We start from the raw sequence: 22,919 nt of genomic DNA, 5'->3' as shown, positions 1-22,919 counted from the left end.
GTCAAAATGTGCTCGACCTCCGCTCCCTGGTGCTTTCCGAGCGCTGGGACGCCGCCATCGACCTCACGCTCGCCCCTCTGCGCGCTCAGGTCCACCGGGCTGCGTGCTCAGGATGAGAGCCAGACCCGACGGGCCGGCGCCGACCTCGAAGCCGATGAAACGGACGCACGGGCGAGGGCTTGCGCGCGTCCGCCGCGCCGCGTGAAGACAAGCACCGGGATGCCTCGCGTGGGGCCCATCATGGCCGCGCGCTGTTCCTCGCCGACGTGGTCATCATCGACCCCGCGCGCGGTGAAACGCCGGACCAGGTGCCTCACCGGGATGGAGCACGACCTGTTTGACCGCCATCGTGCCTTCGCGGTGCCTCGCCAAACGAGCTGCGCCGCGTGGAGCGCCACCACGCCCCCGAGTTCCTCTCCGATGGCCCCCGGCACGGCGCGCGGCGCGCGCGCTGGAGCGCCGTGTCCAGGAAGCAACACGTCCCGACACGGAAGCTTGATGCACCCGGGGAGGCCCGGGTCTACGGTCGCTGGATGGGTTCAGCCGTTCCCGGCACGCCGGGCTGTGTTTCATCCAACGACGTCACCGCCGCCCCTCGCCCTCCCCGCTCCACGACGGCGCTCGTCCTCGCCGGGCTGTGCCTGCTCGTCGGCGCGCGCGCGAAGGCCCAGCCGATTCCCCTCGATGAGTCGAGCGTCCCCACCACCGCCGTCTCGCTCACCGTCAGCGGCGGCGTGTCGCTGGGGGTCTACGAAGCGGGCTTCCTGTACTACGCGCTCGCCTCGGCCCAGGGCAGCCAGGAGGTGGACCTGCGGCTGTTGACGGGGGCCTCGGCCGGGAGCCTGAACTCGCTGCTCGCGGTGATGGCGTCCTGTGGCGCCGAGCTGCCGCCCCCGGACCAATCCCTGTTCTGGCGGACGTGGGTGCCCGTCGGCTTCAACCAGCTCTTCATCCCCGCGTCGACCTCCCCGCTCGGCGTCTTCTCGCGGGAGTGGCTGGAGCGCGGCGCCGCCGACATCGAGCAGGCCTGGAACCAGGGGCTGAGCACGTCCTGTGACGTGGTGTTCGGCGTCTCCACCACGCGCGTGGAGCCCCGCGTGCTCATGGCCGCGAACGGCCGCATGCCCCTGCCCCGCATCGAGGAGAAGTTCGCCATCCGCATCCGGGGGCGCGGCCCGGGCAAGCCCCCCTCCGCCACCAACTACACGACGCCCGGCAGCCGGCGCATGGAGCCGCTGCTCGTCACCGACGAGCAGGGCGAAATCCCCTTCCAGGCGCTGCGCGACCTCATCCTCGCGTCCATGTCCTTCCCCGTGGCCTTCCCGCCGCACGAGCTGTCCACCTGCGTGGCGAAGGAGTCCCAATCCCCCGCCGTGTGTCTGCCCAGGGAGGCCCGGACCGAGCGCTACATCGATGGAGGCATCTTCGACAACGCGCCCCTGCGCCTCGCGGTGGGGCTCGCCCGCGACGGCCTCCACTCCGTCGACGGCAAGCTGCAGTGGCGCGACGTCCCCACGCCCGGCGTGCGGCAGACGCCCAAGGGCATCGCCTTCGCGTTCGTGGACCCGGACGCCACCGAGTACCCCGTCCTCCCTCCCGTCCAGGCCCGCGCCACCTCCCGCTCCCTGCCCACCGAGCTGAGCGGAATCATCGCCGCGCTCGTCGACACCGCGCGCTCCAAGGAGCTGTCGCTGCTGCTGGAGGAGGAGCCCGACATCGCCCGGCGGCTCGTGCTGCCCCGGCGCCACTTCCCCGCCGCCAGCGCGCCGCTGTTCGCGTTCCTCGGCTTCTTCGAGACGGAGTTCCGCACGTTCGACTTCTACCTGGGCATGTACGACGCCCGGCGGATGCTGCTCGACGTGACGAAGGGCGAGGACCCGTTCGCCCGGCCCCGCGACGAGCCCGCCCAGGCCCCTGGGAGCTGGGCCCCCTTCATCTGCATGCGCGCGGTGTACGACGGCGCCGCCGAGGCCCCGCGCGTCTGTGAGGGCGAGGCCCTGTCCGACTTCCGCGCGCTGCTCCAGGTGTCGCTCGACCAGCTCTACGACGCCTGCGCCAGCGCGGGCACCGGCACCCTGGAGGCCACCTGGCGCAACCTGCACTGCGAGCGCGCCATGGCCGGAGAGCCGCCCCCGCGCGTGCCCGGTGTCTCACCCGAGCAGTGGCCCGACTGGAAGAAGAGCCCCAAGGAGCCGGAGCTCGACTACTCGATGCGCCTGCTGGGCGCGTATGGGTTCAGCTTCCGGGATCTGGGCGTGCCGCGCGGCCGGGGCGACCTGGCCATCGTCCGCATCCGCCAGTCCCTCGGAGCGGCGGTGAACCGGCTCACCGAGGTCCAGTCGGGCGACGACCGGCAGATGGTCAGCTTCGCGGGCAAGCTCGCCGCGGACACGGTGGCGTTCGCCGCGCCGGGCACGGCGCTGCACATCACCATGGGGCCGGTGCAGAGCGAGGTGGGCGTGAGCATCTCCGCGTTCGAGGAGCAGCTGCCCACGGGACTTCGGTTCACGGCGGCCCTCGGCTTTCGCGGGCTCGAGGACGTGCTCTCCTCCGGGACGGAGGAGTCCTTCGCGCTGGCGCCCATCGGGGGGCTGGAGTTCCGGCCGAGCACCGACCAGTCCTTCCTCGCGCAGAGCCGCTTCAGCCTGCGCGCCGGCTGGATGTTCAGCGCGAATGACCGCTACGGCACCCAGGGCTGCGAGGGCCGAGGCGCCAGCCGGGTGACGGCGTGCTCCCGCGCCGTCGTGCAGGCCCTGGTGGGCGTGGCCATCCTGGAGCGCTTCCGCGTCCAGCTCATCGGCGAGTGGTACCCCGGCTCCCGCTCGCGCGAGACGCTGTGGTCCATCGCGCCGGGCATCGGCGTGGAGATAGGACTCTGAGCGGGCGCGCCGTCACGACGTGGCGAGCCCGTGGCCGCGCAGCTTGTCCGGCGTGGTCCCCGTCATCCTGCGGAACATGGCGATGAAGGCGGACGCGCTGCTGTAGCCCAGCTCCAGCGCGACGACCTCCACGGCGCTCCCCTCCTCCAGCATCGCGAGCGCCTTCACCACCCGGAGGCGCTGACGCCACTCGCTGAAGGACAACCCCAGGTGCTGCTGGCACCGCCGCTCCAGCGTCCGCTCCGTGGTGTGCACCTGTCGCGCCCACTCGGCCAGGGAGCGCCCATCCGCCGGCGCCTTCACCAGCGCCCGCAGCACCTCGCCGAGCAGCGGGTCCTCCGACATGGGCAGGTAGCTGCCCTGCGGTGGCGCGAGCGCGAGCTGGTCGATGAGCACCCGCATCAGTCGCCGCTCCGCGCTCGTGCGCGGGTACGCCACCTGGTGCTCGCGCAGGTGCTCCAACAGCGACTTCACCAACGGACTCACCGCCAGCGCGCACGTCGTCCTCGGCAGCCCGCGGCACAGCGCCTGGGTGAGGTACAGCGAGCAGTGGCTCGTCTCCGAGCGGTTCATCCCCCGGTGCTCCACGTCCGGAGGCAGCCAGATTCCATACTGCGGCGGCGCCAGGTAGTGGCTGCCCGCCAGCTCCAGCTCCATCACCCCGCTGAAGGCGTAGACGAACTCCCCCCACGGATGGTGATGCCGGGGATACGTGGCCGCCGTGGGCAGCCGCGCCGTGCGGAAATACACGGGGTGCGGAAGCTTGGTGGAGAAAGGAACCTGGAGCTGCTCGGCCATGGCGGCTTCTCGGCATGGGTTGTCGGGTTCAAGCTATATGAATCAAGCGCGCCACACGCCATATGAAGGGCATGAGCACGCTTCGCAGACCCGTCGATGGCTTCGCGCTCGCCACGATGCTCCTCCTGTGCGCCCTCTGGGGCCTCCAACAGGTGGCCATCAAGCTGGCCGCGTCCGACATCCCACCCCTGGCGCAGATGGCGCTGCGCTCGGGGCTCGCCGCCCTGCTGGTGGGTCTGCTGTGCCTGCTGCGCGGCGAGCGACTGGACCTGCGTGACGGCACCTGGCGCCCCGGCCTGCTGTCGGGCGTGCTCTTCGGCGCCGAGTTCCTCTTCATCGCAGAGGGCCTGCGCCACACGCATGCGTCCCACATCGCCGTCTTCCTCTACACCGCGCCCGTCTTCACCGCGCTGGGCCTGCACTGGCGCATCCCCTCGGAGCGGCTGCGCCGGGTGCAGTGGGTGGGAATCCTGGTCGCCTTCGCGGGCATCATGCTCGCCTTCGGCGGGGGCTGGCTCGAGGGAGGCATCACCCCGCGGATGCTCTGGGGCGACACGCTGGGGCTGCTCGCGGGCCTGTCCTGGAGCGCGACCACCGTGGTGGTGCGCGGCTCGTCGCTCTCCGAGGCGCGCCCCACGCACACCCTGCTCTACCAGCTGCTCGGCGGCTTCGCGCTCCTGCTGCCCATCGCGCTGTTCACCGGACAGACGGGCCACCTCTCCATGACGGGCACCGCCTGGGCGAGCCTGCTCTTCCAGGGCGTCATCGTGTCCTTCGCCAGCTACCTCGTCTGGTTCTGGCTGCTGCGCCGCTACCTCGCCTCGGGCCTGTCCGTGTTCTCGTTCATGACGCCCGTGTTCGGCGTCACCGCGGGCTGGCTGGTGTTGCGCGAGCCCGTGGGCCTGTTCTTCATCCTGGGCGCGGCCCTGGTGCTCGCGGGCATCCTCATCGTCAGCGCGCCGGGACTCCCGCGCACGGCCGCCCCCGCCGCGGGCCTCCGGCCGGGCCGGCTCGTTCCGTAATCCAGGTTCAACAGCATCCTGAATATACCTCCAGCGGATTCACCCGCCGCGTGGCCTGGCGCGCCTCCGGAGGCCACGCACGCGGGCTTGCGACATTTCACGCGATTTCCCGTTCATCGGATGTGCGAGCCGGGCCGGCTCCGTTCCGAGCGCAGCGCATGACCCACGAACCGTGAATCGGGACGGCGTCGTCGCGGCCTTCGGCTCCACACAACCGTGATGGGAGAATCCAAGATGAAGTTCGTGAATCGTGGTGGGTGGCGCGTGCTGCTGTTGTCGGGGCTCGTCGGCTGTGGCCAGGAGGCCCAGGACCCGGCGCCCGTGACACCGCGGGACGCGGTCCTCACCGCCGAGCAGGAGGCGCGCTTCCTCACGCCGCCCGCGGGGTGTACGGAGGTGACGCTCGGTGAGACGTTCAATGGCATCGAGCTGACGCCGGTGCAGTACGAGCGTCAGCCCACGTTCCGTGGCGACCTGCCGAACCTGGGCGGCACGACGCGCGACGAGCTGCGCATCCGCCTGGACATGAACACGGCGCCGGGCCTCTACAACCTGGCCGCGGGCGGCGCGAACACCTTCACCTGCGAGCAGTGTGTCTTCGGCTACCAGGACATCGGCACCACGACGCAGAAGCTGTTCGTCGCGGACTCGGGCGCGCTGCTGCTCGCGCTCCAGCTGTCGCCGCAGCAGACGCTGGGCGCGCTGTCCAACGTGGTGCTGCGCGAGTCCGTGCTCGCCGCGCCCCGCTCCGGCCCCTACACGGGCTCCGCCGTGGTGGAGGGGGGCGAGTGCCGGTGGATCCGCTTCGCGACCTGGAACACCCTGCGCCCCGGCGGGTGTGACCCGCGTCAGGGCTCGCCGACGAGCGCCCTGCCGGACACGGCCTGCGTCGCGGACGACTACGCGGGCACGGACGGGACGCTGGAGCGCGCGCTCGGCACCAAGACGCAGGGCGAGTCGTGCACGCGCACCGCCGCGGCGAGCGAGTACGAGCTGGCCACCACCGACTGCGAGCAGGGCTTCGCGTGCACGGACCTGGTCTCCGACGACGCGCAGTGCCTCAAGACGTGTGACTTCATGGCCGCGAACCCCGGCTGCCCCTCGGGCACCGTCTGCGGCGTCCATGGCCTGTGCACCGAGCAGTCCGTGCTGGAGGGCCACGGCTTCGCGTTCGACCCGGCGCTCATCGGCCAGCCGTGCTCCGGAGGCTTCACCGAGTTCTGCGGCGTCGAGGGCGCCCGGGGCAGCTGCTCCGACGTGGATGGCGCCGGTCCCGCGGTCGTGACGTGCCACCCCTACACCCGCGCCCGCTCCGACTGCGGCCCGGGCGAGGAGCTGGGCTACGTCTACTACCCGCTCTCGGGTGGCGGCATCGACCGCACCTCCAGCTACTGCTACCCCCTCAGCCCCTGAGTCACCCCGGCGGCGCCTCCCCCGCTCCCCGCGGGTGAGGTGTCGCCCTGGCATCCGCGGCGGCCCACGCGGACGACCGGGCCCGCTCCCTCGATGAGCGGGCGCGTGCCACTGGAACGCGGGCCGCGTCGGCCCCGGACGCAGCCCCCTCGCGCGCCGCGGCTCCCGTGCCGCCCGCACGGCCTCCGGGTCGCACGTGGCTCGCACGGGATGTCGGGCCGACGCGCGCAAGGCCGGGCGACTCCCTGATTCTTCCTGGAAGAAGGAGGCGGTGAGTCCAGGCACACCGGCTGCACAGGTGCCTGCGCACCGCCGCCCCCCGCGCCCGGCCCGAACGCGAGCCCTCATGTTGATCCAGTGCCGAAGGTGTCACCGCAAGGTCTTCGTCTTCCAGTTCGAGAGCAAGACGCTCTGCAAGAGCTGTCTGACGCACGTCGCGAAGCCCGGCCCCATCCGGAAGAAGCCCTCGTACGTGGACCTGAAGAAGTCCCCCCACGACGCGCGCATCCAGAAGACCTTCAAGTCGATGAAGCAGGCGCGCCGGGAACAGGTCCGGCTTCGGCGGTCGGCGTCGGGCAGCCTGCTGAGCGCCCTGCTGGACCCGGTCCGGGAGTCCTCCCCGCCCCCGTCGCAGATGATGACCCTGGATGACACGGCGAGCATCCCCGCGCCCAGCGTGATGACGCTGCAGTGCATGACGCTGTTCATCCCCTTCGACGCGGGCAAGAAGTTCTACAAGGACAACGCGAAGCAGGGCACGTTCCAGGGGAACCTCGTCCCGACGGGCGGCTTCAACTTCGCGCCCCTGCAGAACGTGGGCGGCTTCCAGCCGCTCGCCGCGTTCAACACCAGGCCGTACCCACACCACACGCCCTTCGAGAAGAAGTCGGGGTTCCTGGAGGAGGACGACGTGCTCGCCAACTACGACGCCATCGTCCTCAAGCACATCCAGGAGGCCACCAACGTGCTGGAGTGGAAGCGGCTCCACGCCAGGCGCCCCTATGACCTGCACAAGCAGCTCACGCAGTTGGTGCCCGAGGTCATCTTCCTGTCGGAGGAGCTCAAGGGCGCGCCCTTCCCGGACGAGCTGCGCCCGTGCCCGGAGCTGACCTATCGGCGCATCGGCAGCATCCGCACGCTGCTCGACCCCGACGTGGACCCCAAGAACGAAATCTCCGCCTACGTCCTGCGCGACGAGATGTTCTCCTCACAGGTCCTGTACGAGGCCCGAGGCCTCATCCGCCAGGGCGTCAACCACCCCGAGAAGTGGCTCTGCGTGCAGAAGATCGTCCCCGAGTACCGCGTGTACTTCGAGGTCGCGGGCGTGCACCTGGACGCGGGCTACACCGGCCACACGAAGGACGACAAGAAGCACAAGGCGCTCGAGGAGGTGGCCCGCTTCGCCCACGACAACAACGTGGACGTGCTGCTGGGGGATTTGAACATGGACTCGTTCGAGCTGGGCGGAGGCTTCTTCCCGAACCGGTTCTCCTTCCAGGAGGGCTCCGACGGGAACATCCACCCCACGTACACCGTCTCCCACTCCAACACGAACGCGAAGAACAACTACATGGGAGGCATCATCGTGAACCAGGAGCAGGTGGACACCGAGTCCATCAACCTCCTGGGCGAGGACACGCGCTCGCTCTCGCGGACGCTGAACGACCACTTCTACTCGGACCACCCCGCCATCATGGCGAACTACGTGAAGTCCTTCCGCTGACGCGTCCGGAGCCGCCCCATGCCTCGCCTCACCGCCGCCGTGCTGCTCTTCGCCGGACTGTCCGCGTGCGCCACCACGCCCGTCGACCCGGCGGCCTCCGCGAAGGACACGTGCCCCACCGCGAAGCTCGCCTTCGCCCGGGAGGCGGGCTGTCGCAACGACGGCGCGGTGGAGCTGTGCCTTCCGGCCGGCGACACGGCGCTGCTCGCCCGCATCCAGGCGCTCGCCCCCGGCGCGCGCGCCCTGTCCTCGCGAGGCCGCGCCGCGTGCGACACGGCCTCGGAGGTCCTGGTGCTGCTGCCCTTGGAGGCGCGGGACTGCGAGGCCCGGCACGGCGCGCTCACGCCCGCCGCGTGGGAGCGGCTGTGCCTTGTCGCCGCGCTGCCCCAGGTGCGCGCGCTCGTGCCCACCTGGTACGAGTGACCCGCGGGCTACGGCGCCACGTAGACACAGACGGCCAGCGCCCCGCAGCCAATCTCCACCGCGAGCTTGTTGCAGTCCGGCTTGAAGTCCGAGCGGTACAGGGTGTGGTTCTGCGTCCGCCGGTAGGGGCCGTCCACGCCGACGCCGCTGTAGTTGATGGACACGGTGAGCAGGCCGTTGTCCCCCGTCCCCGCGGGGATGAGCGTGGTGACGCTGCACGTGTCGCGGTTGTGGATGGGCAAGGGCTCGCCGCCCACCGTGACGCTGTTGATCTTGAAGTCCCCGGCGTTGTCGAAGCGGACGTACGCGGTGGAGGAGCGGTCCACCAGCTCCCCGTTCTCCATCGACAAATCACACGCGCCCGGCGTCCAGGTGCCCTTCTGGTACTGGCCCAGGAACGTGTTCGTCCCGTTCCGCGGCAGGAAGCGCATCGTCTGTCCCTCGAAGACGACCTCGTAGTCGGGCAGGTTGTGCGTCGCATCCCAGCGAATCATCCGCGGGCTGATGAGCCGCCCCTTGTAGAGCCCCGCCGACGGCGAGCCGGGCAGCTCGCACATGTACACCCGGTCCGACGACTGGCCCGCGATGCCGCCATAGGCCACGTCCGTCTTGTAGCCGTACTCACTGCCGAAGCGATTCCAGACACCCGTCACGGCGGAATCACCGCCCCCGGGGTTGTCGTCCTCCGCGCTGGAGTCACACGCGGACAAGGGGGCCAACAGCAGACATCCAAGGGAGAAACGCGCGAGGAGAAGGTTCACGTGCATCCTGATGAGCCGGCGATACACCGCTCATTGAGCTGGATTCTTCCAGCGGAACCTAGAATTCCCCCGAGTCCCTCGTAAAGCAGCCCCGCGCTGGAAAAATCCCGCGGGAGGCGCCCGGGTGCTCGATGTCACACCGGCGGGGTCGACACAGGGCGTCAGCTGGACTTGGATGCATGAAGACAGCAGTTTTCGCCCGGGGGTGCATCCTCCTGGGTCCGTGATACCCCATGTATTCAAGGGCTTCTGAGACCCCGGGGTGGATGACTGATTCATAGACACCACTGTCCGAAAACCGGGCGCCCCTCTGTGAAGACAAAAAGCGCTGGTGAGACGGTGCTTTAACCCAGCCGGTGTCATGCCTCTTTACACCCGGGGACCCGCAACCTGGAGCGCGGATACTCCAGGTTAATCTAGGTTTAATAGCTTCTCCTCTCTTATCGGGCGAGTGGCCCGCCAGTTGCTCAGGGGACGAGCGCGCCGTCCGCGGCTGATGGGAAGGTCAGGCGGCGGCGCGTCCCCCCGAATCATCAGAGGAAAAGCACCATGTTCAAGAGAGCGGCAGTCCTCGTGGTGAGCTGTGGCGTGCTCGCGGCTTGTGGTTCCGAGACCGGCGACACGCAGCTGGAGAATGAGGAGATCAAGGCCAACCTGGTCGAGGCCGGCTTCCCGGCGGACGACATCATGGAGGTCGACGGTCTGGTGTACGTGGGCCGCGACGCCCACGTGACGCTCGAGGCCTCGCGTGAGATGCTCCAGCCCGTGACGCACGTGGAGCAGTACCGGACGACGAACCTGGTCTCCAGCAGCATCACGAAGATCTGCGTCAACCCCACCTCTTCGTTCAACAGCTACTCCCGGCTGAAGGCGGGCCTGACGGCCGCGGTCGCGAACTACAACGCGCTCGGCCTGAGCTTCACGATGGCCGTGGGCCCGACGACGGGCTGCAGCGCGAACATCACCGCGACGACCATGTCCGGCGCGGGTGGCTCGGCGGGCTTCCCCTCCGGCGGCCGTCCGTACGGCACCATCAACATCGGCACGGGCCTGCAGAGCTACAGCGCGGGCGTCAACGAGCACGTCATCACGCACGAGCTCGGCCACGCGGTCGGCTTCCGTCACTCCGACTACTACAACCGCTCCATCAGCTGCGGCTCCGGCGGTAACGAGGGCACGGCGGGCGTCGGCGCCATCCACATCACCGGCACGCCGACGACGGCGACGGTGGGCGGCTCCATCATGAACTCCTGCTTCCGCTCGACGGAGACGGGCAACTTCACCAGCAGCGACCGCACCGCGCTGACCACGCTGTACTGAGCCCATGACGCGACCCCTCGGTTCCATCCTGAAACCCTGGGGTTCGCGCCTCGCGGGCACCGTGCTCCTGGGCCTTTCGGCCTGTGGAGGCTCGGTGCCCGCACCCTATGAACTGAAGGTCTGCGAGGAGCCGCGGCCGGCCGGTGTCACCGCGTTCACGCAGTGTGGCCCGTCGCTCGACTTCACGCCCATCAATCGCTACCAGGGCGCGCTCGCCAGCGTCCAGGAGCGAGAGGACGCCGTCGTCTTCATCAACGGCAGTTGCACCGGCACGTTGATTGCCGCGAGCGCGGGGCCGGTGGTGCTCACCGCGGGCCACTGTGTCGGGCTCGGGGACCGCTCCTTCGTGGTGTTCAACTTCGAGGACGAGGCGGACGGAGATGCGCTGATGACGGAGGGCACGGTCATCGAGCAATCGGCGGCGCCGGACTACGCCCTCATCCTGCTCGACACGCTCCCCACCGCCGCGCCCGTCCCGCTGACGACGCTGGCCACCGAGCGGCTGGCCGTCATCCAGCATCCGCGCGGCTCGCCCAAGGTCATCGCCGAGGGGCGCTACGCCGACGCGTGCAACCGGCTCGTCTACTACACGGACCTGGACACCCTGGTGGGCAGCTCCGGGGCCGCGGTGCTCAACGAGCAGGGCTACGTGCTGGGCATCCACACCGACGGCGACTGCGAGGTGTCGGGGCGCGGCGCGAACCGGGGCTGGACCGCGAGCGCCATCGTCGAGGTCTCCGAGTACCTCCAGGCAGCCGACCTCGTCGAGCGCTGAAGCCATCCCGAGGTTCCGCTCGGGCGCGCGCTTGGAACGTGATTGCCCGCATCCCGGGTTTACCGGGTCACATCCCGAGCGGGCTGGCGTGCGGCGGGCGCGCGAACTTTGCTAAGGGGGTGGGCATGTCTACCGCCCTCCAGAACCGCCCCGCCAGCCACCTGGCCCTCGGCCGCTTCGGCCAGTCGTCCTACATGATTCGCCGGCAGTTCTTCAAACTGTTCGGCGGCGCGTTCCACATCTACGACGCCGCGGGCAACCTCGCGTTCTACTCGAAGATGAAGGCCTTCAAGCTGAAGGAGGACCTGCGCATCTACGGCGACGAGCAGATGCACGAGGAGCTGCTGAGCATCAAGGCGCGCGGCATCCTCGACTTCGGGATGACGTACGACGTGACGGACGCGTCCACGGGCGAGCGCGTGGGCGCGCTGCGCCGCAAGGGCCTGCGCTCCATCCTCCGCGACGAGTGGCTGGTGCTGGACACCAACGACCAGGAGATCGGCAAGATTGAGGAGGACAGCATGATGCTGGCGCTGGTGCGCCGCTTCCTCACCAACCTGCTCCCCCAGTCCTTCACCGGCACCGTGGGCGGCGCGCAGGTCCTCGCCTTCAAGCAGCGCTTCAACCCCTTCATCCAGAAGATCGACCTCGACTTCGGCATGGACCTCCAGAACCGCCTGGACCGCCGGCTCGGCATCGCGGCGGCGGTGCTCATGTGCGCCATCGAGGGCCGTCAGCAGTAGCGCTCCGCACGGGGTCCGGACCCACTCACCGGCCCCCCCCGCCGGCGCGGTGTGGACACGAGCAGTCGGGCGCCCCGCGGCAAGCGTGCCTTATCGCCACCATGATTCACCTGCAATCCTGGAACGGGGATTCCCGGGACAGGGGGCCGCCCATGGAAGCCTCCCGTCGCATTGGGGCGTGAGGCGCCTTGCCGGCTGTTATCGACGGGCCCCGAGCGCCCTCCTCCACCACGACAGGGAAGCAGCCAGCCGCCGTATCGCTCGGAGGCGCGGCCTCACCCTCCCCCAGGTCTGAGTTCACCAATGACTCACTTGCGGCGCGCCAAGCCCGACCTCTATACGCAAGATTAGCGGACTTTTCCGCGAAATCCAGACACGAGGCTTTGGCGTGCGCATGCGAAGAATCCCCGGACCCCCGTCCGCAGCGGGCATGAAGTGGTGGACCAGGCTGTCCCTCGCCGGAGTGCTGGCGCTCACCGGCTGCACACAGACGGCGCCGCGGTCCGAGAGCGACACCCTGGGAGAGGCCGCCTCCGCGGCGAATGGCGAGTGCCAGGTCCAGCCGCCCTTCGACCCGAACTTCGAGCCGGAGCTCGAGTGGGCGTGGAGCTCCAGCACCGTCCTGCCGACGCACGTGCAGGTGATGATGTCGCCCATCGTCGTGGAGGTGAACGGCGATGGAATCCCCGACGTCGTCTTCAGCAGCTTCGTGGGCAGCAACTACAACACCAACGGCGTGCTGCGCGCGCTCAACGGCGCCACGGGCGCCGAGCTGTGGACGGTGACGGACCCGACCCTGCGGGTGCGCGGCGCGGGCAGCATCGCGGGCGGCGACCTCGACGGTGACGGGCTGGTGGAGATCTGCGCCGTCCCGGAGAGCGGCACGGGCCTGCTGTGCTTCGAGAACACGGGCGCGCTGAAGTTCCGGACGAACGTGTCCCAGAACAGCTGGGGTGGCCCGTCGTTCGCGGACCTGGACGGCGACGGCACGGTGGAGATCCTCAACGGCCACTTCGTGCTCAGCAACACCGGCGCGCTGAAGTGGGCGGGCACCGACACCCTGGGCGGCCCCCAGGGCCCCATCTCCTTCGCGGCGGACATCGACGGGGACGGCCTGCAGGAGGTCGTCAACGGCCGCTCCATCTACCGCCATGACGGCACGCTCAAGTGCCGCAACACCTCCATCGGCAACGGGCTGTCCGGCGTCGCCAACTTCGACGCGGACCCGCATGGCGAGGTCATCGTGGTCAGCGGCGGCCGCGTGTCGCTGATGGACGACGACTGCACCCTGCTGTGGAGCACGGCGATTCCCGGCGGCGGCAACGGCGGCGCGCCCAACATCGCGGACTTCGACGCGGACGGCAGCCCCGAGGTCGGCGTGGCGGGCGCCAGCCGCTACGTCGTCTTCGAGACCAACGGCACCGTCAAGTGGGCCAGCGTCACCCAGGACAACAGCTCCAACGTGACGGGCTCGTCCACCTTCGACTTCGAGGGCGACGGCCGCGCCGAGGTCGTCTACGGCGACGAGCGCCGCCTGCGCATCTACGACGGTGAGACGGGCGCCATCCGCTTCGACGTGGAGCACGCCTCCGGCACCACGTACGAGAACCCGCTCATCGTCGACGTGGACGCGGACGACAACGCCGAAATCGTCGTCGCGTCGAACAACTATGCGTTCCCCGGCCCCACCGGCATCCGCGTGTTCCGCGACGGCAAGGACGGCTGGGTGAACACGCGCCGCATCTGGAACCAGCACGCGTACTCCGTCACCAACGTCAACGACGACGGCACCATCCCCGCGCACCCCGTGGAGAACTGGCGCGTGCCCGGCCTCAACACGTTCCGCGCCAACAGCCAGGGCACCGGCACCACCAGCCCCTATGCCGCGGCGGACCTCATCGCCGGCGAGGTGACGTCCTCGTGTGACCGGACCACGGGCACCCTGAGCCTGCACGCGCGCGTCACCAACCAGGGAGACGCGGCTGCCTCCTCGGGCATGCGCGTGGCCTTCTACGATGGCAACCCCTCCTCCGGCGGCGCCCTGCTGGGCGTGGCCACCCTCCCCACCGTGCTCGCCGCGGGCAGCAGCGCGGTGGTGAGCGTGGCGCTCGCCTCGGCGCCCGGTGGCACCACCACGGTCTGGGTCCGGGCGGATGACGACGGCACCGGCGTGGGCCGCGAGACGGAGTGCATCGAGACCAACAACGCGGGCAGCGGGCCGGTGAGCCTCGCCTGCTCCACCAACGTGCCCCCCGTGGCGCTGTGCCGCGACGTGTCCGTCGACGCCAGCCCCACCACCTGCCAGGCCCCGGCCAGCGTGGACAACGGCAGCCATGACCCGGACCAGCAGCCCGGTCCGTTCTCCGTGTCCCAGTCGCCCACGGGGCCGTTCGGCCCGGGCTCGCACGCCGTCACGCTGACGGTCTCCGACGGCCAGTCCACCGACACGTGCACCGCCACCGTCACCGTGGTGGACGTCACGCCGCCGGTCATCACCTGCCCGGGCGAGCGTGTCTACCTGGCGACGAGCCCCGCCGGAGCCCACGTCACGCCCGCCCCGGCCACCGTCGCCGACGCGTGCGGCGCCCAGGTCAGCGGCCCCGCGGCGGGCATCTATCCGCGCGGCACGACGCCCGTGACGTACTCGGCCACGGACGCGGCCGGCAACAGCGCCTCCTGCACCACCGCCATCCACGTGGTGGACTCCGAGGCCACGCCGCCCGAGCTCGTCATGTGCGACGTGCCGCGCTACACCTCGGCCGCGCAGGTGAAGGCGTGCGGCTGGGCCACCACGAGCGCGGGCGGCGCGCCCATCAGCGTGGTGCTGCTCTCCATCAACGGGGGCGCCCCCATCCGCCTCACCCCCGACGCGGGCGGCGGCCACGTCGTCGAGTGGCTCAGCCTGGCCGAGGGCCACTACACCCTCACGCTCACCGTCATCGCCACCGACGGCGCCTTCGCCACCGAGAGCCGGGAGGTGACGGTGGACCGCACCGCCCCGCTGCTGCGCGTCGTCGCCCCTGACGTCACCCAGCCGCAGCCGCTCACCGTGGACGTCGTCACCGAGGTGACGGACCTCTCCCCGGTCCGCGTCACGGCCAACTGGGTCAGCTCCACCGACGTCGGCGCGGGCACGAACCTGGCCACCACGCCGGTGACGTTCTCCGGCCCCGGCGCGCACGTCGTCCTGCTGCGCGCCACCGACGCCGCGGGCAACACGTCCGAGCAGGTCATCACGGTGCTCGCCCAGTAGCGCCTCCAGGGCACCTCCCGCGGGCCAGCACGCGCCGCGGGAGGTGTCCCCGTCATCACTGCTGCGTCGGCCCGACCAGCGCCTCCCGTCCCCCTGGAGCGGGGTGGGTCTCGAGCGCCGTGTAGACCTCGAACCAGGCCTGGTACGCGCGCCAGGTCGGGTCCTTCTGCTCCAGCAGCGTGCGCCGTGCTCCCGCCATCCGCTGGGACACGTCGAAGGGCAGCTTGGTGCGCCCATCCGCCTGCAGCTGCGCCGCGAACCAGAGCACGTCCAGCTGCCCGGCATCGACCGGCGCATGCGTGCGGGCCACCAGCGTGTCCGCGTGCTCCAGCGCCATGCCCAGCCAGCGCGCCGCGTGGGCCGGGTCCTGGCGGTCCACCGCGTTCTCGGCCAGCCGCAGCTCCGCGAGCGTCACCGAGCGGAGGTCCTCGTCGCGGTCCAGTTCGTCGAACTGCTCCAGGAACAGCGCGCGGCGCGTCTGCAGCGCCTGGGCCGCGGCCTCCAGCTGCCCCAGACGCGTGTGGGCATTCGCGCGCAGCCCCGCGGCGATGAGGCGATAGGAGCGGTGGACGTGCTCGGGCGAGGAGTGCGCCCACTTCAGCGCGGAGCGCACGGCCGGGTGGGCCAGGTCCTTCTCCACGCGCGCCAGGTCCTCGAGCGTCCGCTCGGGCTTGCCCGCGCCCAGCGCGGCGGCGCAGCGGGCCAGCCGCATCACCAGGCGGTTGCGCAGCCCCTCCTCGTCGGAGGGCAGGGCCTCGACCAGCGGGAGGCCCTGGTCATAGAGCTCCAGCGCGCGCTCGAAGTGGCCCGCGGCCAGGTGGTAGAGCGCGGCGCGGTCCACGGCGAGCGGCAGGAACCGGGCCTGCTTCTCGGTGGCCCGCACCATCGCCAGCGCCGCATCCGCCGCCTTCGCCGCGTCCTCCTCGCGCCCCACGTGCAACAGCGCCCGCGCGCGCGCCAGCGACACGGCCAGCCCCGCCCAGTTGTCCACGTAGGGCAGCTTGTCGCGCTGCTCCAGGTAGCCCAGCGCGATGTGGTGGTTGCCCACCTGGGTGTGCAGCAGGCCCAGCGCGCCGAGAATCATCGCCTTGTAGCGCACGTTGTTGCGCACCAGGTCCAGCGCCACCAGGTAGTGCCGGTTGGCGCGCTCGGCGGCGGCGGGGTTCTTGCCGCGCAGGAAGTCCTCGTGCTGGATGGCGCCGTACAGGGCCTGCACCGCGCGCTGGTTCTTGAGCTCCGGCCACGCCGCGCGCAGCTGGGCCACCGCGTCCTTCACCGCCTGCGCGTGCGCCTTGTCGTCCAGCTTGGGCAGCTTGCGCGCCAGCAGGTACGCCTTCACGAAGCGCCGGAGCGGCTCCACCCTCTTCTCCGAAGTGGTGGTCATCTCCTTCTCCACCACGTCGTGGCTCATGCCGGCGCGCAGGCGCAGGTTCATGGACTCGACGGCGCTCTCCAGCGAGCCCGTGCGCTTCGTCACCAGGTCGAAGTCCGCGCGGGCCTCGTCCTGGCGTTGCCGCGCCAGCCGGCGGTACGCGCGGCCCATCAGCGCGCGACGGAACAGCCGCTCCGCCCGACGCCGGTCCTCGGTGCCCACGGGCGCATCGTCCACGTAGACGGTGGCCAGCGCCTCCAGCACGCCGTCCGCGCCGAGGCTCGCCGCGCGCTCCACGACCTGCTGGACCAGGACCCGGCGACGCAGCGGGTCCGTCTGCCGGCGATAGAACGCGAGCAGTGCCTCGCGGACGGCGCGCGGCGTGCGCTCCTGCCTCAAGGCGATGATGTGCTGCCCCAGTTCCAGGGCGAAGGCGTGCGCGGAGCCCTCGGGCGCCCGGGCGAGCGCCTCGGCGAGGAGGGGCTCCGCCTCCGCGTAGGGCCGGCCCCGGTACAGGGCGCGGACCGCGGCGATCGCGAAGTCCAGCTGGTCGTCCGCCTTGAAGTTCTTGTGCACGGAGAGCCGCCGGCCCACGTCCACCAGCGCCATCCGGTCATCGAGCTTGCGGTACAGCGCGTCCGCCCGCTCGTGGTACGCCTCCAGCACCGCGCGCGGCGTGGTGTCCGTCACCTGCGCCGACTCCAGCTCCTGGCGCGCCAGCGTGAAGTCCCCCGCCGCGTCCGCCAGCTCGCTGCGCACCACGTGCTGGAAGACGGCCGTGGCGGGGCTGGGCGCGTTGGCGGGCTCCAGCGCGGCCATGCGCCGCTGCTCCGCCACGCTCAGCTCCTCCACCATGCGGCCCCGCTCGCGCTCCTTCATCGCGCGCCGGTGGTCGATGAGGACACGCAGCGGCCCCTCCAGCCCCAGCGTGGCCGGGTCGCTCACCGCGCCCATGTGCTCGGCGTAGAACTCCGCCGCGCCGAAGTCCTCGAACGCCAGGTGCAGCATGGCCAGCCGCATCATCAACAAGCGGCGGGGCCGGGGGCGCTCCTCGAGCAGCAGCCGGTGGCGGTAGAGCAGCAGCTGGTCCGCGCGCCGCCCCACCATCTTCAGCTCCTCGTTGAGCCGGGGGACATCCCAGGCCGAGGGCACCTGTCCATCCAGGGGCAGCTGGTACACGTCCAGCGACTGCGAGCGAGAGCACGTCGCCAGCAGCGACTCCGCCGCCGGCGCCGGGTACTGGCAGTTCCACGACGCGCCGGTGAGCTGGTCCGGGCTGGAGGCGGCGGCCAGCGAGGGCGCGTCGTCGCGCTCCGGGGAGAACGGCGCGCGGAACAGCACGCCGCTGTCGCTCGCGTCGATGGTGCCGTCCGCGTTGGAGTCGGTGAAGAACTGCACCACGTACAAGAAGCGCCCGTCGCGCGAGAACACGGGCTGGCCGCTCTGCCCCGGCAGGTCCAGCGCCAGCTTGACGGGCCTCGCGCCGGGGACATCCAGTCGGAGCGCCTCCATGTGCGGCGCGGCGCGCGCGGCGAAGCCCGGGCCCACCTGCTTCACGGAGCGCTCGACGGGCACGTACACCAGCCAGCGCCCGTCCGGGGAGAGCGTGGGGCTGGTGAGGTTGCGCTCCAGGAGCGGGCTCGCGCTCCAGGCGGCGCCGGGCCGGACGCGCGACAGCTTGAGGTCGCCCTGGATGGTGGCCCGGCTCACCAGCGCGATGCTCGCGGAGTCGATCCACTCGGCCTGCAGCGCGTTGGCCTCCTCGGTGAGGCAGCGGCGCTCCTTCCCCGAGGGCAGGTCCCGGATGCAGAGCTGACCGCCGGCCTGGTCCCGGAAGGAGATGTAGAGCAGGCGCTTGCCGTCGGGGCTGATGCGCGGCCACGTCACGTCCGCGCCCTCGTCGAAGAGGCGGCGCTCGCGGCCCTTCTCCAGGTCCTGCACGTAGATTTCGGTCGCGATGTTGCGGTTGGACGCGAAGACGAGCGTGTTCCCGTCCGGCGACAGCTGGCCCAGGAACTGGTCCCCCACGCCCACGGTGAGCCGCGAGGGCGTGCGCAGCCCTCCGTCATTCTCGTCGTCCTGGGCCCAGGCGCCTCGCGCGAGCAGCGCGGCCAGGAGCAGGACCTTGGTGTCCCGGGACGTCAGCACTTCTTCTCTCCCCAGGTGCCGTCCGCGGCCTCCACCTGGCCGCCGCAGACCACACCCTCCGCGTGCACCTTGTGCCAGCTCTGGCGCAGCGCCTCCTCCGAGGCGTCGGGGCGCTGGGTGCGCATCCACTTCCACAGCTGCAGCCGCGAGCGGTTCACCCGCTCCACCAGCGCCACGTCATCGGCCGTCAGGCGCCCGGCCCGGCAGCGACGGCGGCTCTCCACCAGCAGCCCGTCCTTCCCCTCGCCCACGCAGTGGCGTCGGAGCAGCTCGTCCACGCGGTCCGCCTGCGTCTTGCCCAGGTCCTCCACCAGGGGCGCGGGCTGGACGCCCAGCTCCTCCAGCTGGTTGGGCGTGAGCGGCACCGGCGTCGGGTTCATGCCCGCGCGCGCCAGCCGCTGCTCCACGTCCTTGAACGAGCCCGAGGCCTGCTCCTCGAGCGCCGTGGCGCGGTCGACCATGACGATCTCCGGCGCGCTGATGCACCCGGGAGCGACGAGGGCGGCCCACAGCAACAACGCGCGGGTCTTCATGGCGAGGCCTCCGTCAGCGTCATCGACTTGATGAGCTGGTCGACGATGGGGCCCATGGGGATGCCCCGGATTTCGTTGATGCTGATGAGCTTCGCCAGCCCGCCCATGGTGATGCGCAGGCTGCCGAAGCCGTGGTTGAAGCTCACCCGCACGTGGTCCGGATACCCCAGCGTCAGCGCATAGCGGACCCGGTTGGTCGCCGGGTCGACGTGGCGAGGGTCCTCCAGGTCGAGCAGGTCCAACAGGTGCCGGTTGCCGATGCGGAGAATCTCCGCGCGACCGTTGATGCTGCGGTCCTTCGCGGAGATGACCACGGCGGCGTTGCCGTCGAAGGGCTCCCCCCGGGACGACTGCACGCCGGTGGCGCGCACGCGGGCCTCCAGCCTGGAGTCCTTGCCCTGCCAGTCGAGCAGCCACTGTCCGGTGATGCGCCCGCCGCGAACACCCATCTCCAGCTGCGTCATCGAGACCACGTGCTGGTCGATGGACAGGTTGCCCGCCAGGGGCGCGATGGTGACGAACGGCGTGGTGATGCTGTTCGCGGACACGTAACCGCTGCGCGACAGCAGCGGGTGCTGGTCGGCGAAGCGGAGCATCGGGTACGGATTGACGTCGATGTCGCTCGACAGCCGCACCTGCCCGTCGGTGTAGAGCACGTCCTCGGAGAGCGGCACGTTGCCATCGAGCGCCTCGACGGCGAAGTCCGCCTCGGGCATCCGCGCGTTCACGTTCTGCAGGAGCAGGTTCGCGCGCGTCCTGAAGAGCGTGAGGTCGGGCGAGGCCACGCGGAAGTCGACCTTGACGTGGCCGCTGCTCTCCAGGACGCCGGGCCGCGCGAGCTTGGACAGGTCCTGGGACAGCTCCCCGCGAAGCCCCAGCCTGCGCCGCTCCTCGCCCAGGTCGAGCCGTCCCTTGATGCTCAGCTCGGTGTTCGTCCCGCCGTTCGTCACCTTCAGCTCCGGGACATGGATGACGCCCGTGGGCTTGCGGCGCGCGGTGAAGGCCCACGCCAGGTCCTGCACCGGATAGGGCAGCGCCGGTTTCTGCTCGACGGAGCGGACCTTCAACTGCTGCGTGACCTCGATGTCCTCCGCCTCCAGCTTGTCGGTGAAGGTGGCGGTGGTGTCGCTGGAGAGGTCCGCGAGGGACAGCCGGCTGTCGGCCATCGCGACGGTGAGCTTCTCCACCGTCATGTCGCTGTGAATCGTCCGCTTGGGGCCGTCCACGTGCGAGTCGACCGCCCAGTGCAACCCGGGGAGGTTCACCGTCAAGGCATCCTGGCGCCAGCGGAAGCCCTGCACGTCCACCACCGCCTTGCCCGCGAAGCTGCCCGTCCGCAGCGGCTCTGGTGAGAACCGGGGCAGTCCATCCGGGGTAAGCCCGGTGACGACGCCGAGCAACGTGCCATTCACGTCCAGCTTCACGCCCAGCCGCGACGCGTTCAGCTCCCTGGGCACCTGGGCCAGGGCCAACAGCGGCGCCAGCGTGCCGAGCGGCGGGAGGTCCGCCTTCACTTCTCCCTGGAGCGCGCGCGTCTTGCGCTCGTACGCCAGCGCGATATCGACGGTGGCCTTCACGCCCTCCTGGCTGGTGACGCCCACCTTGACCGTCGGCTTGCGCCGGTCCAGGTCCACCGTGAAGGTGTGACGCTGCGGCCCGCCGTCGGTCTCCCCCACGCGCAGCCCGTCCACGCGCAGCTCCACCTCGCCCTTGTGTCGCCACGCATCCCCTTGCGAGCGCGCGACGACGGTGACGTTGCCCGCCGAGACGTCATCCCAGCCCGGCTTCCGCACGCGCACCTCGGTGCGATGGTCCACGCGGGGCGCGGCGGAGAAGAGCGCCGTCGCCTTGCCCTGGGACGACACGCCCACCCCCAGCTGCTTCCAGGGGATGCGCGCGGCGATGTCGTTGGAGATGAAGGGCCGGGCCGCGACCAGGTCCGGGGTCTCGAAGGCGAGCGTGTACGCCACGTCATCCGCGCCCTTGGTGGCGTCCAGCGTCGCGTGCATCGCGCCGACATCCAGCACCAGCCGGCCACGGGCCCGGGTCAGGCGCGGCGCGTCCACGTGGGGGACCACCTGCGACGCATCGAGCTTCACGTGCACGGGGCCCTTGAGCACCTCCAGCCCCTCCGCCGTGACGACCTCGAGCGCTTCCACGGGGAGGTCCGCGCGCAGCGAGAAGGGCGGCCTGCCCGCGAGCGGCGCCTGGAGCTGGAAGCCCAACCGCCGGGCCTTCGCGCGCAAGCCCGGGACCTTCACGTCCACGGCCTCCACCAGCCCAGACAGCGCCGCGTCCCCGGCCACCTGGAGCGGCGAGGAGGGCTCGGGCCGCAGCTGCTGTCCCTTCAGCTCCCCCTGCGCCTTCGGCACGCGCACCGTGGCGGGCCCGTCGACCTCCAGCTTCTGGAGCGCGAACGTCAGCAGCGCGGACACCCCCTGCCGCGCATCCGGCGTGGCCGCCAGCGACACACGTCCATCACCGAGCGCCACCGTGAGCCCGTCCTGGGCCAGCCGCAGCGACGTGAGCTCGACGTCCAGCCCGAGCTTGCCCTCGGCCCCCAGCAGCGGAATCGCGCCCAGGGTGACGTCTCGCGCGTCGAGGCGCACCTCGCCGCGCTCGAGCGTGAACGGACGCCAGTCCTCCGGCAGCACCCGCAGCAGCTTCGCGAGGTCCACGTCCGCCAGGGCGCGCGTCACGACGGGCGCAACGCTCGAGTCATCCGGCAACACCAGCTCGGCCTGGAGCTCGGCGCTGTCCGTCAGTCCGGTGTGCTCCAGCTCCAGGAGCGTGCGGCGCGCCTCCGCGTCGAACCGCGCCGACACCGCGCCATGCAGCAGCGAGTTCACCGAGAACCGTGGGTCGAAGGTCTGCCGCGAGACGTCCAGGTCCACCCGCGCACGAGCGGACGTGGCCCCCGCCTCCACCGCGAGCGCCAGCGCCAGCTCCGCGCGCACCGGCGGAGCCAGCGCGCCTTCGCGACCCAGTTCCAGCGGCAACGGCGCGCCCGTCCGGCCCAGGTTCGCGAAGAGCTTCCAGGCGCCGTCCTGCTCTTTCACCTCGGCGCCCAGTCCGAGCCCGCGCACGGACCAACGGTCGACCACCACGCCATCCTGGACGCGGAGCCAGGCCAGCGACACGCCCGACACGTCCACGCGCGCGACGGGGGGCGCGGACGCGAGCAGCGAGGCGAGCTGTCGGGAGAGCCCGAGCGAGGGCTCCTCCGGGACGGGCGCGGGCGCGGGAGGTCCCGTCAGCTCCGAGAGGGACGTGGGCCCCGCGTCGTCGGCCACCAGGGCCACCGTCACCTCGCGCGCCGCCACGTGTTCGATGAGCGTGCCGCCGCTCGTGAGCGAGCCGGGCGACCACTTCACCTCCAACGTCCCCACGCGCAGCAGCTCGGGCGCGACGCGCTGGAAGGCAGCGGGCGTGCGCACCACCAGACCCTCCAACCGCAGGCCCGACAGCAGCGACACCTGGGTGGTCTGGTAGTCCACCTGGATGCCCGTGGCCGACTCCACCTGCGAGACGACGTGCGACTTCAGCCAGGGACGGTCGAGGTTGTGCACGAGGACCAGCGCCACGATGAGCACCAGCGCGACGGGCGCGACGAGACTCAGCAGGACGCCCGCGAGGAGTCGAGCCCACCGCCGGCGCGGTCGTTCAGCTCTTGGGGTTTCCATGTGGCTCGGTTGACGCGCGCGGCCATCATCGTCGGGAGGGTGGGTGAAGTCGAGGACCGGATGAGGGCAGGCG

At 70.9% G+C, this 22,919-nt stretch carries 14 protein-coding genes; 9 read left to right on the top strand and 5 right to left on the bottom strand.

Going from position 1 to position 22,919, the window contains the following annotated elements; translation table 11 throughout:
• The first annotated feature begins 533 nt into the window (after positions 1 to 533).
• Positions 534 to 2,879 carry a patatin-like phospholipase family protein gene (locus tag FL311_RS24620; protein WP_141328519.1) on the top strand — a complete coding sequence of 782 codons (2,346 nt, stop codon included), beginning with the start codon at positions 534 to 536 and terminating at the stop codon, positions 2,877 to 2,879.
• Positions 2,880 to 2,891: 12 nt separating this feature from the next.
• On the opposite strand, the gene FL311_RS24615 is transcribed toward FL311_RS24620, so the two are convergent.
• Positions 2,892 to 3,677: a helix-turn-helix domain-containing protein gene (locus FL311_RS24615; RefSeq protein ID WP_141328517.1), complete on the bottom strand. Its 786-nt coding sequence runs from the start codon at positions 3,675 to 3,677 to the stop codon at positions 2,892 to 2,894.
• Between the two features lie 71 nt (positions 3,678 to 3,748).
• Here FL311_RS24615 and FL311_RS24610 point away from each other — a divergent pair, with 71 nt between their 5' ends.
• From FL311_RS24610 to FL311_RS24595, 4 genes are all read left to right on the top strand, one after another.
• Complete coding sequence (locus tag FL311_RS24610) at positions 3,749 to 4,699, top strand: DMT family transporter (RefSeq protein ID WP_141328515.1); 951 nt, start codon at positions 3,749 to 3,751, stop codon at positions 4,697 to 4,699.
• Positions 4,700 to 4,933: 234 nt separating this feature from the next.
• Positions 4,934 to 6,112 (top strand): hypothetical protein, encoded by a 1,179-nt coding sequence (locus tag FL311_RS24605; protein ID WP_228557048.1) that lies wholly within the window; start codon positions 4,934 to 4,936, stop codon positions 6,110 to 6,112.
• 346 nt (positions 6,113 to 6,458) lie between these two features.
• A complete protein-coding gene (locus tag FL311_RS24600; RefSeq protein WP_141328513.1) occupies positions 6,459 to 7,835 on the top strand; it encodes a hypothetical protein in 1,377 nt (458 codons plus the stop codon).
• 18 nt (positions 7,836 to 7,853) lie between these two features.
• A complete protein-coding gene (locus FL311_RS24595; RefSeq protein WP_141328511.1) occupies positions 7,854 to 8,258 on the top strand; it encodes a hypothetical protein in 405 nt (134 codons plus the stop codon).
• 8 nt (positions 8,259 to 8,266) lie between these two features.
• Here FL311_RS24595 and FL311_RS24590 read toward each other — a convergent pair whose 3' ends face one another.
• On the bottom strand, positions 8,267 to 8,977 hold the full coding sequence (locus FL311_RS24590) for a hypothetical protein (RefSeq protein ID WP_141328509.1): 711 nt from the start codon (positions 8,975 to 8,977) through the stop codon (positions 8,267 to 8,269).
• A 591-nt stretch (positions 8,978 to 9,568) separates the two neighbouring features.
• On the opposite strand from FL311_RS24590, the gene FL311_RS24585 reads away from it, so the two are divergent.
• The 4 genes from FL311_RS24585 to FL311_RS24570 all read left to right on the top strand — a co-directional run bounded on the left by FL311_RS24585 (position 9,569) and on the right by FL311_RS24570 (position 15,110).
• Entirely contained in the window at positions 9,569 to 10,339 is a 771-nt protein-coding gene (locus tag FL311_RS24585) for a zinc-dependent metalloprotease (protein ID WP_141328507.1), read from the top strand.
• A 4-nt stretch (positions 10,340 to 10,343) separates the two neighbouring features.
• Positions 10,344 to 11,114, top strand: coding sequence for a serine protease (locus tag FL311_RS24580; RefSeq protein WP_141328505.1), 771 nt, complete (start codon positions 10,344 to 10,346; stop codon positions 11,112 to 11,114).
• A gap of 125 nt (positions 11,115 to 11,239) precedes the next feature.
• A complete protein-coding gene (locus FL311_RS24575) occupies positions 11,240 to 11,857 on the top strand; it encodes a hypothetical protein (RefSeq protein ID WP_141328503.1) in 618 nt (205 codons plus the stop codon).
• 430 nt (positions 11,858 to 12,287) lie between these two features.
• Positions 12,288 to 15,110 (top strand): FG-GAP-like repeat-containing protein, encoded by a 2,823-nt coding sequence (locus FL311_RS24570; RefSeq protein WP_228557047.1) that lies wholly within the window; start codon positions 12,288 to 12,290, stop codon positions 15,108 to 15,110.
• A 55-nt stretch (positions 15,111 to 15,165) separates the two neighbouring features.
• Here FL311_RS24570 and FL311_RS24565 read toward each other — a convergent pair whose 3' ends face one another.
• The 3 genes from FL311_RS24565 to FL311_RS24555 are packed head-to-tail and all read right to left on the bottom strand — an operon-like array spanning position 15,166 to position 22,747.
• On the bottom strand, positions 15,166 to 18,630 hold the full coding sequence (locus tag FL311_RS24565) for a PD40 domain-containing protein (RefSeq protein WP_141328501.1): 3,465 nt from the start codon (positions 18,628 to 18,630) through the stop codon (positions 15,166 to 15,168).
• The gene (locus FL311_RS24560) at positions 18,624 to 19,163 is read right to left on the bottom strand and encodes a DUF1318 domain-containing protein (RefSeq protein WP_141328499.1); all 540 of its coding nucleotides are present in this window, start codon (positions 19,161 to 19,163) and stop codon (positions 18,624 to 18,626) included. Before FL311_RS24560 ends, FL311_RS24565 begins: the two co-directional genes overlap by 7 nt.
• Positions 19,160 to 22,747 (bottom strand): hypothetical protein, encoded by a 3,588-nt coding sequence (locus tag FL311_RS24555; RefSeq protein ID WP_368668589.1) that lies wholly within the window; start codon positions 22,745 to 22,747, stop codon positions 19,160 to 19,162. The genes FL311_RS24560 and FL311_RS24555 overlap by 4 nt, the downstream gene beginning before the upstream one ends.
• Positions 22,748 to 22,919: the final 172 nt, after the last annotated feature.

It is taken from the genome of Myxococcus sp. AB025B (assembly GCF_006518215.1).
GTDB lineage: Bacteria > Myxococcota > Myxococcia > Myxococcales > Myxococcaceae > Myxococcus > Myxococcus fulvus.
This window is presented reverse-complemented; position numbering and strand designations above follow the sequence as displayed.

Bases quoted from the DNA above. Each gene is read 5' to 3' on its own strand.
- FL311_RS24560 (WP_141328499.1), bottom strand. From the start codon at position 19,163: ATGAAGACCCGCGCGTTGTTGCTGTGGGCCGCCCTCGTCGCTCCCGGG.
- FL311_RS24580 (WP_141328505.1), top strand. From the start codon at position 10,344: ATGACGCGACCCCTCGGTTCCATCCTGAAACCCTGGGGTTCGCGCCTC.
- FL311_RS24575 (WP_141328503.1), top strand. From the start codon at position 11,240: ATGTCTACCGCCCTCCAGAACCGCCCCGCCAGCCACCTGGCCCTCGGC.
- FL311_RS24605 (WP_228557048.1), top strand. From the start codon at position 4,934: ATGAAGTTCGTGAATCGTGGTGGGTGGCGCGTGCTGCTGTTGTCGGGG.
- FL311_RS24570 (WP_228557047.1), top strand. From the start codon at position 12,288: ATGAAGTGGTGGACCAGGCTGTCCCTCGCCGGAGTGCTGGCGCTCACC.
- FL311_RS24610 (WP_141328515.1), top strand. From the start codon at position 3,749: ATGAGCACGCTTCGCAGACCCGTCGATGGCTTCGCGCTCGCCACGATG.
- FL311_RS24585 (WP_141328507.1), top strand. From the start codon at position 9,569: ATGTTCAAGAGAGCGGCAGTCCTCGTGGTGAGCTGTGGCGTGCTCGCG.
- FL311_RS24620 (WP_141328519.1), top strand. From the start codon at position 534: ATGGGTTCAGCCGTTCCCGGCACGCCGGGCTGTGTTTCATCCAACGAC.
- FL311_RS24615 (WP_141328517.1), bottom strand. From the start codon at position 3,677: ATGGCCGAGCAGCTCCAGGTTCCTTTCTCCACCAAGCTTCCGCACCCC.
- FL311_RS24600 (WP_141328513.1), top strand. From the start codon at position 6,459: ATGTTGATCCAGTGCCGAAGGTGTCACCGCAAGGTCTTCGTCTTCCAG.
- FL311_RS24595 (WP_141328511.1), top strand. From the start codon at position 7,854: ATGCCTCGCCTCACCGCCGCCGTGCTGCTCTTCGCCGGACTGTCCGCG.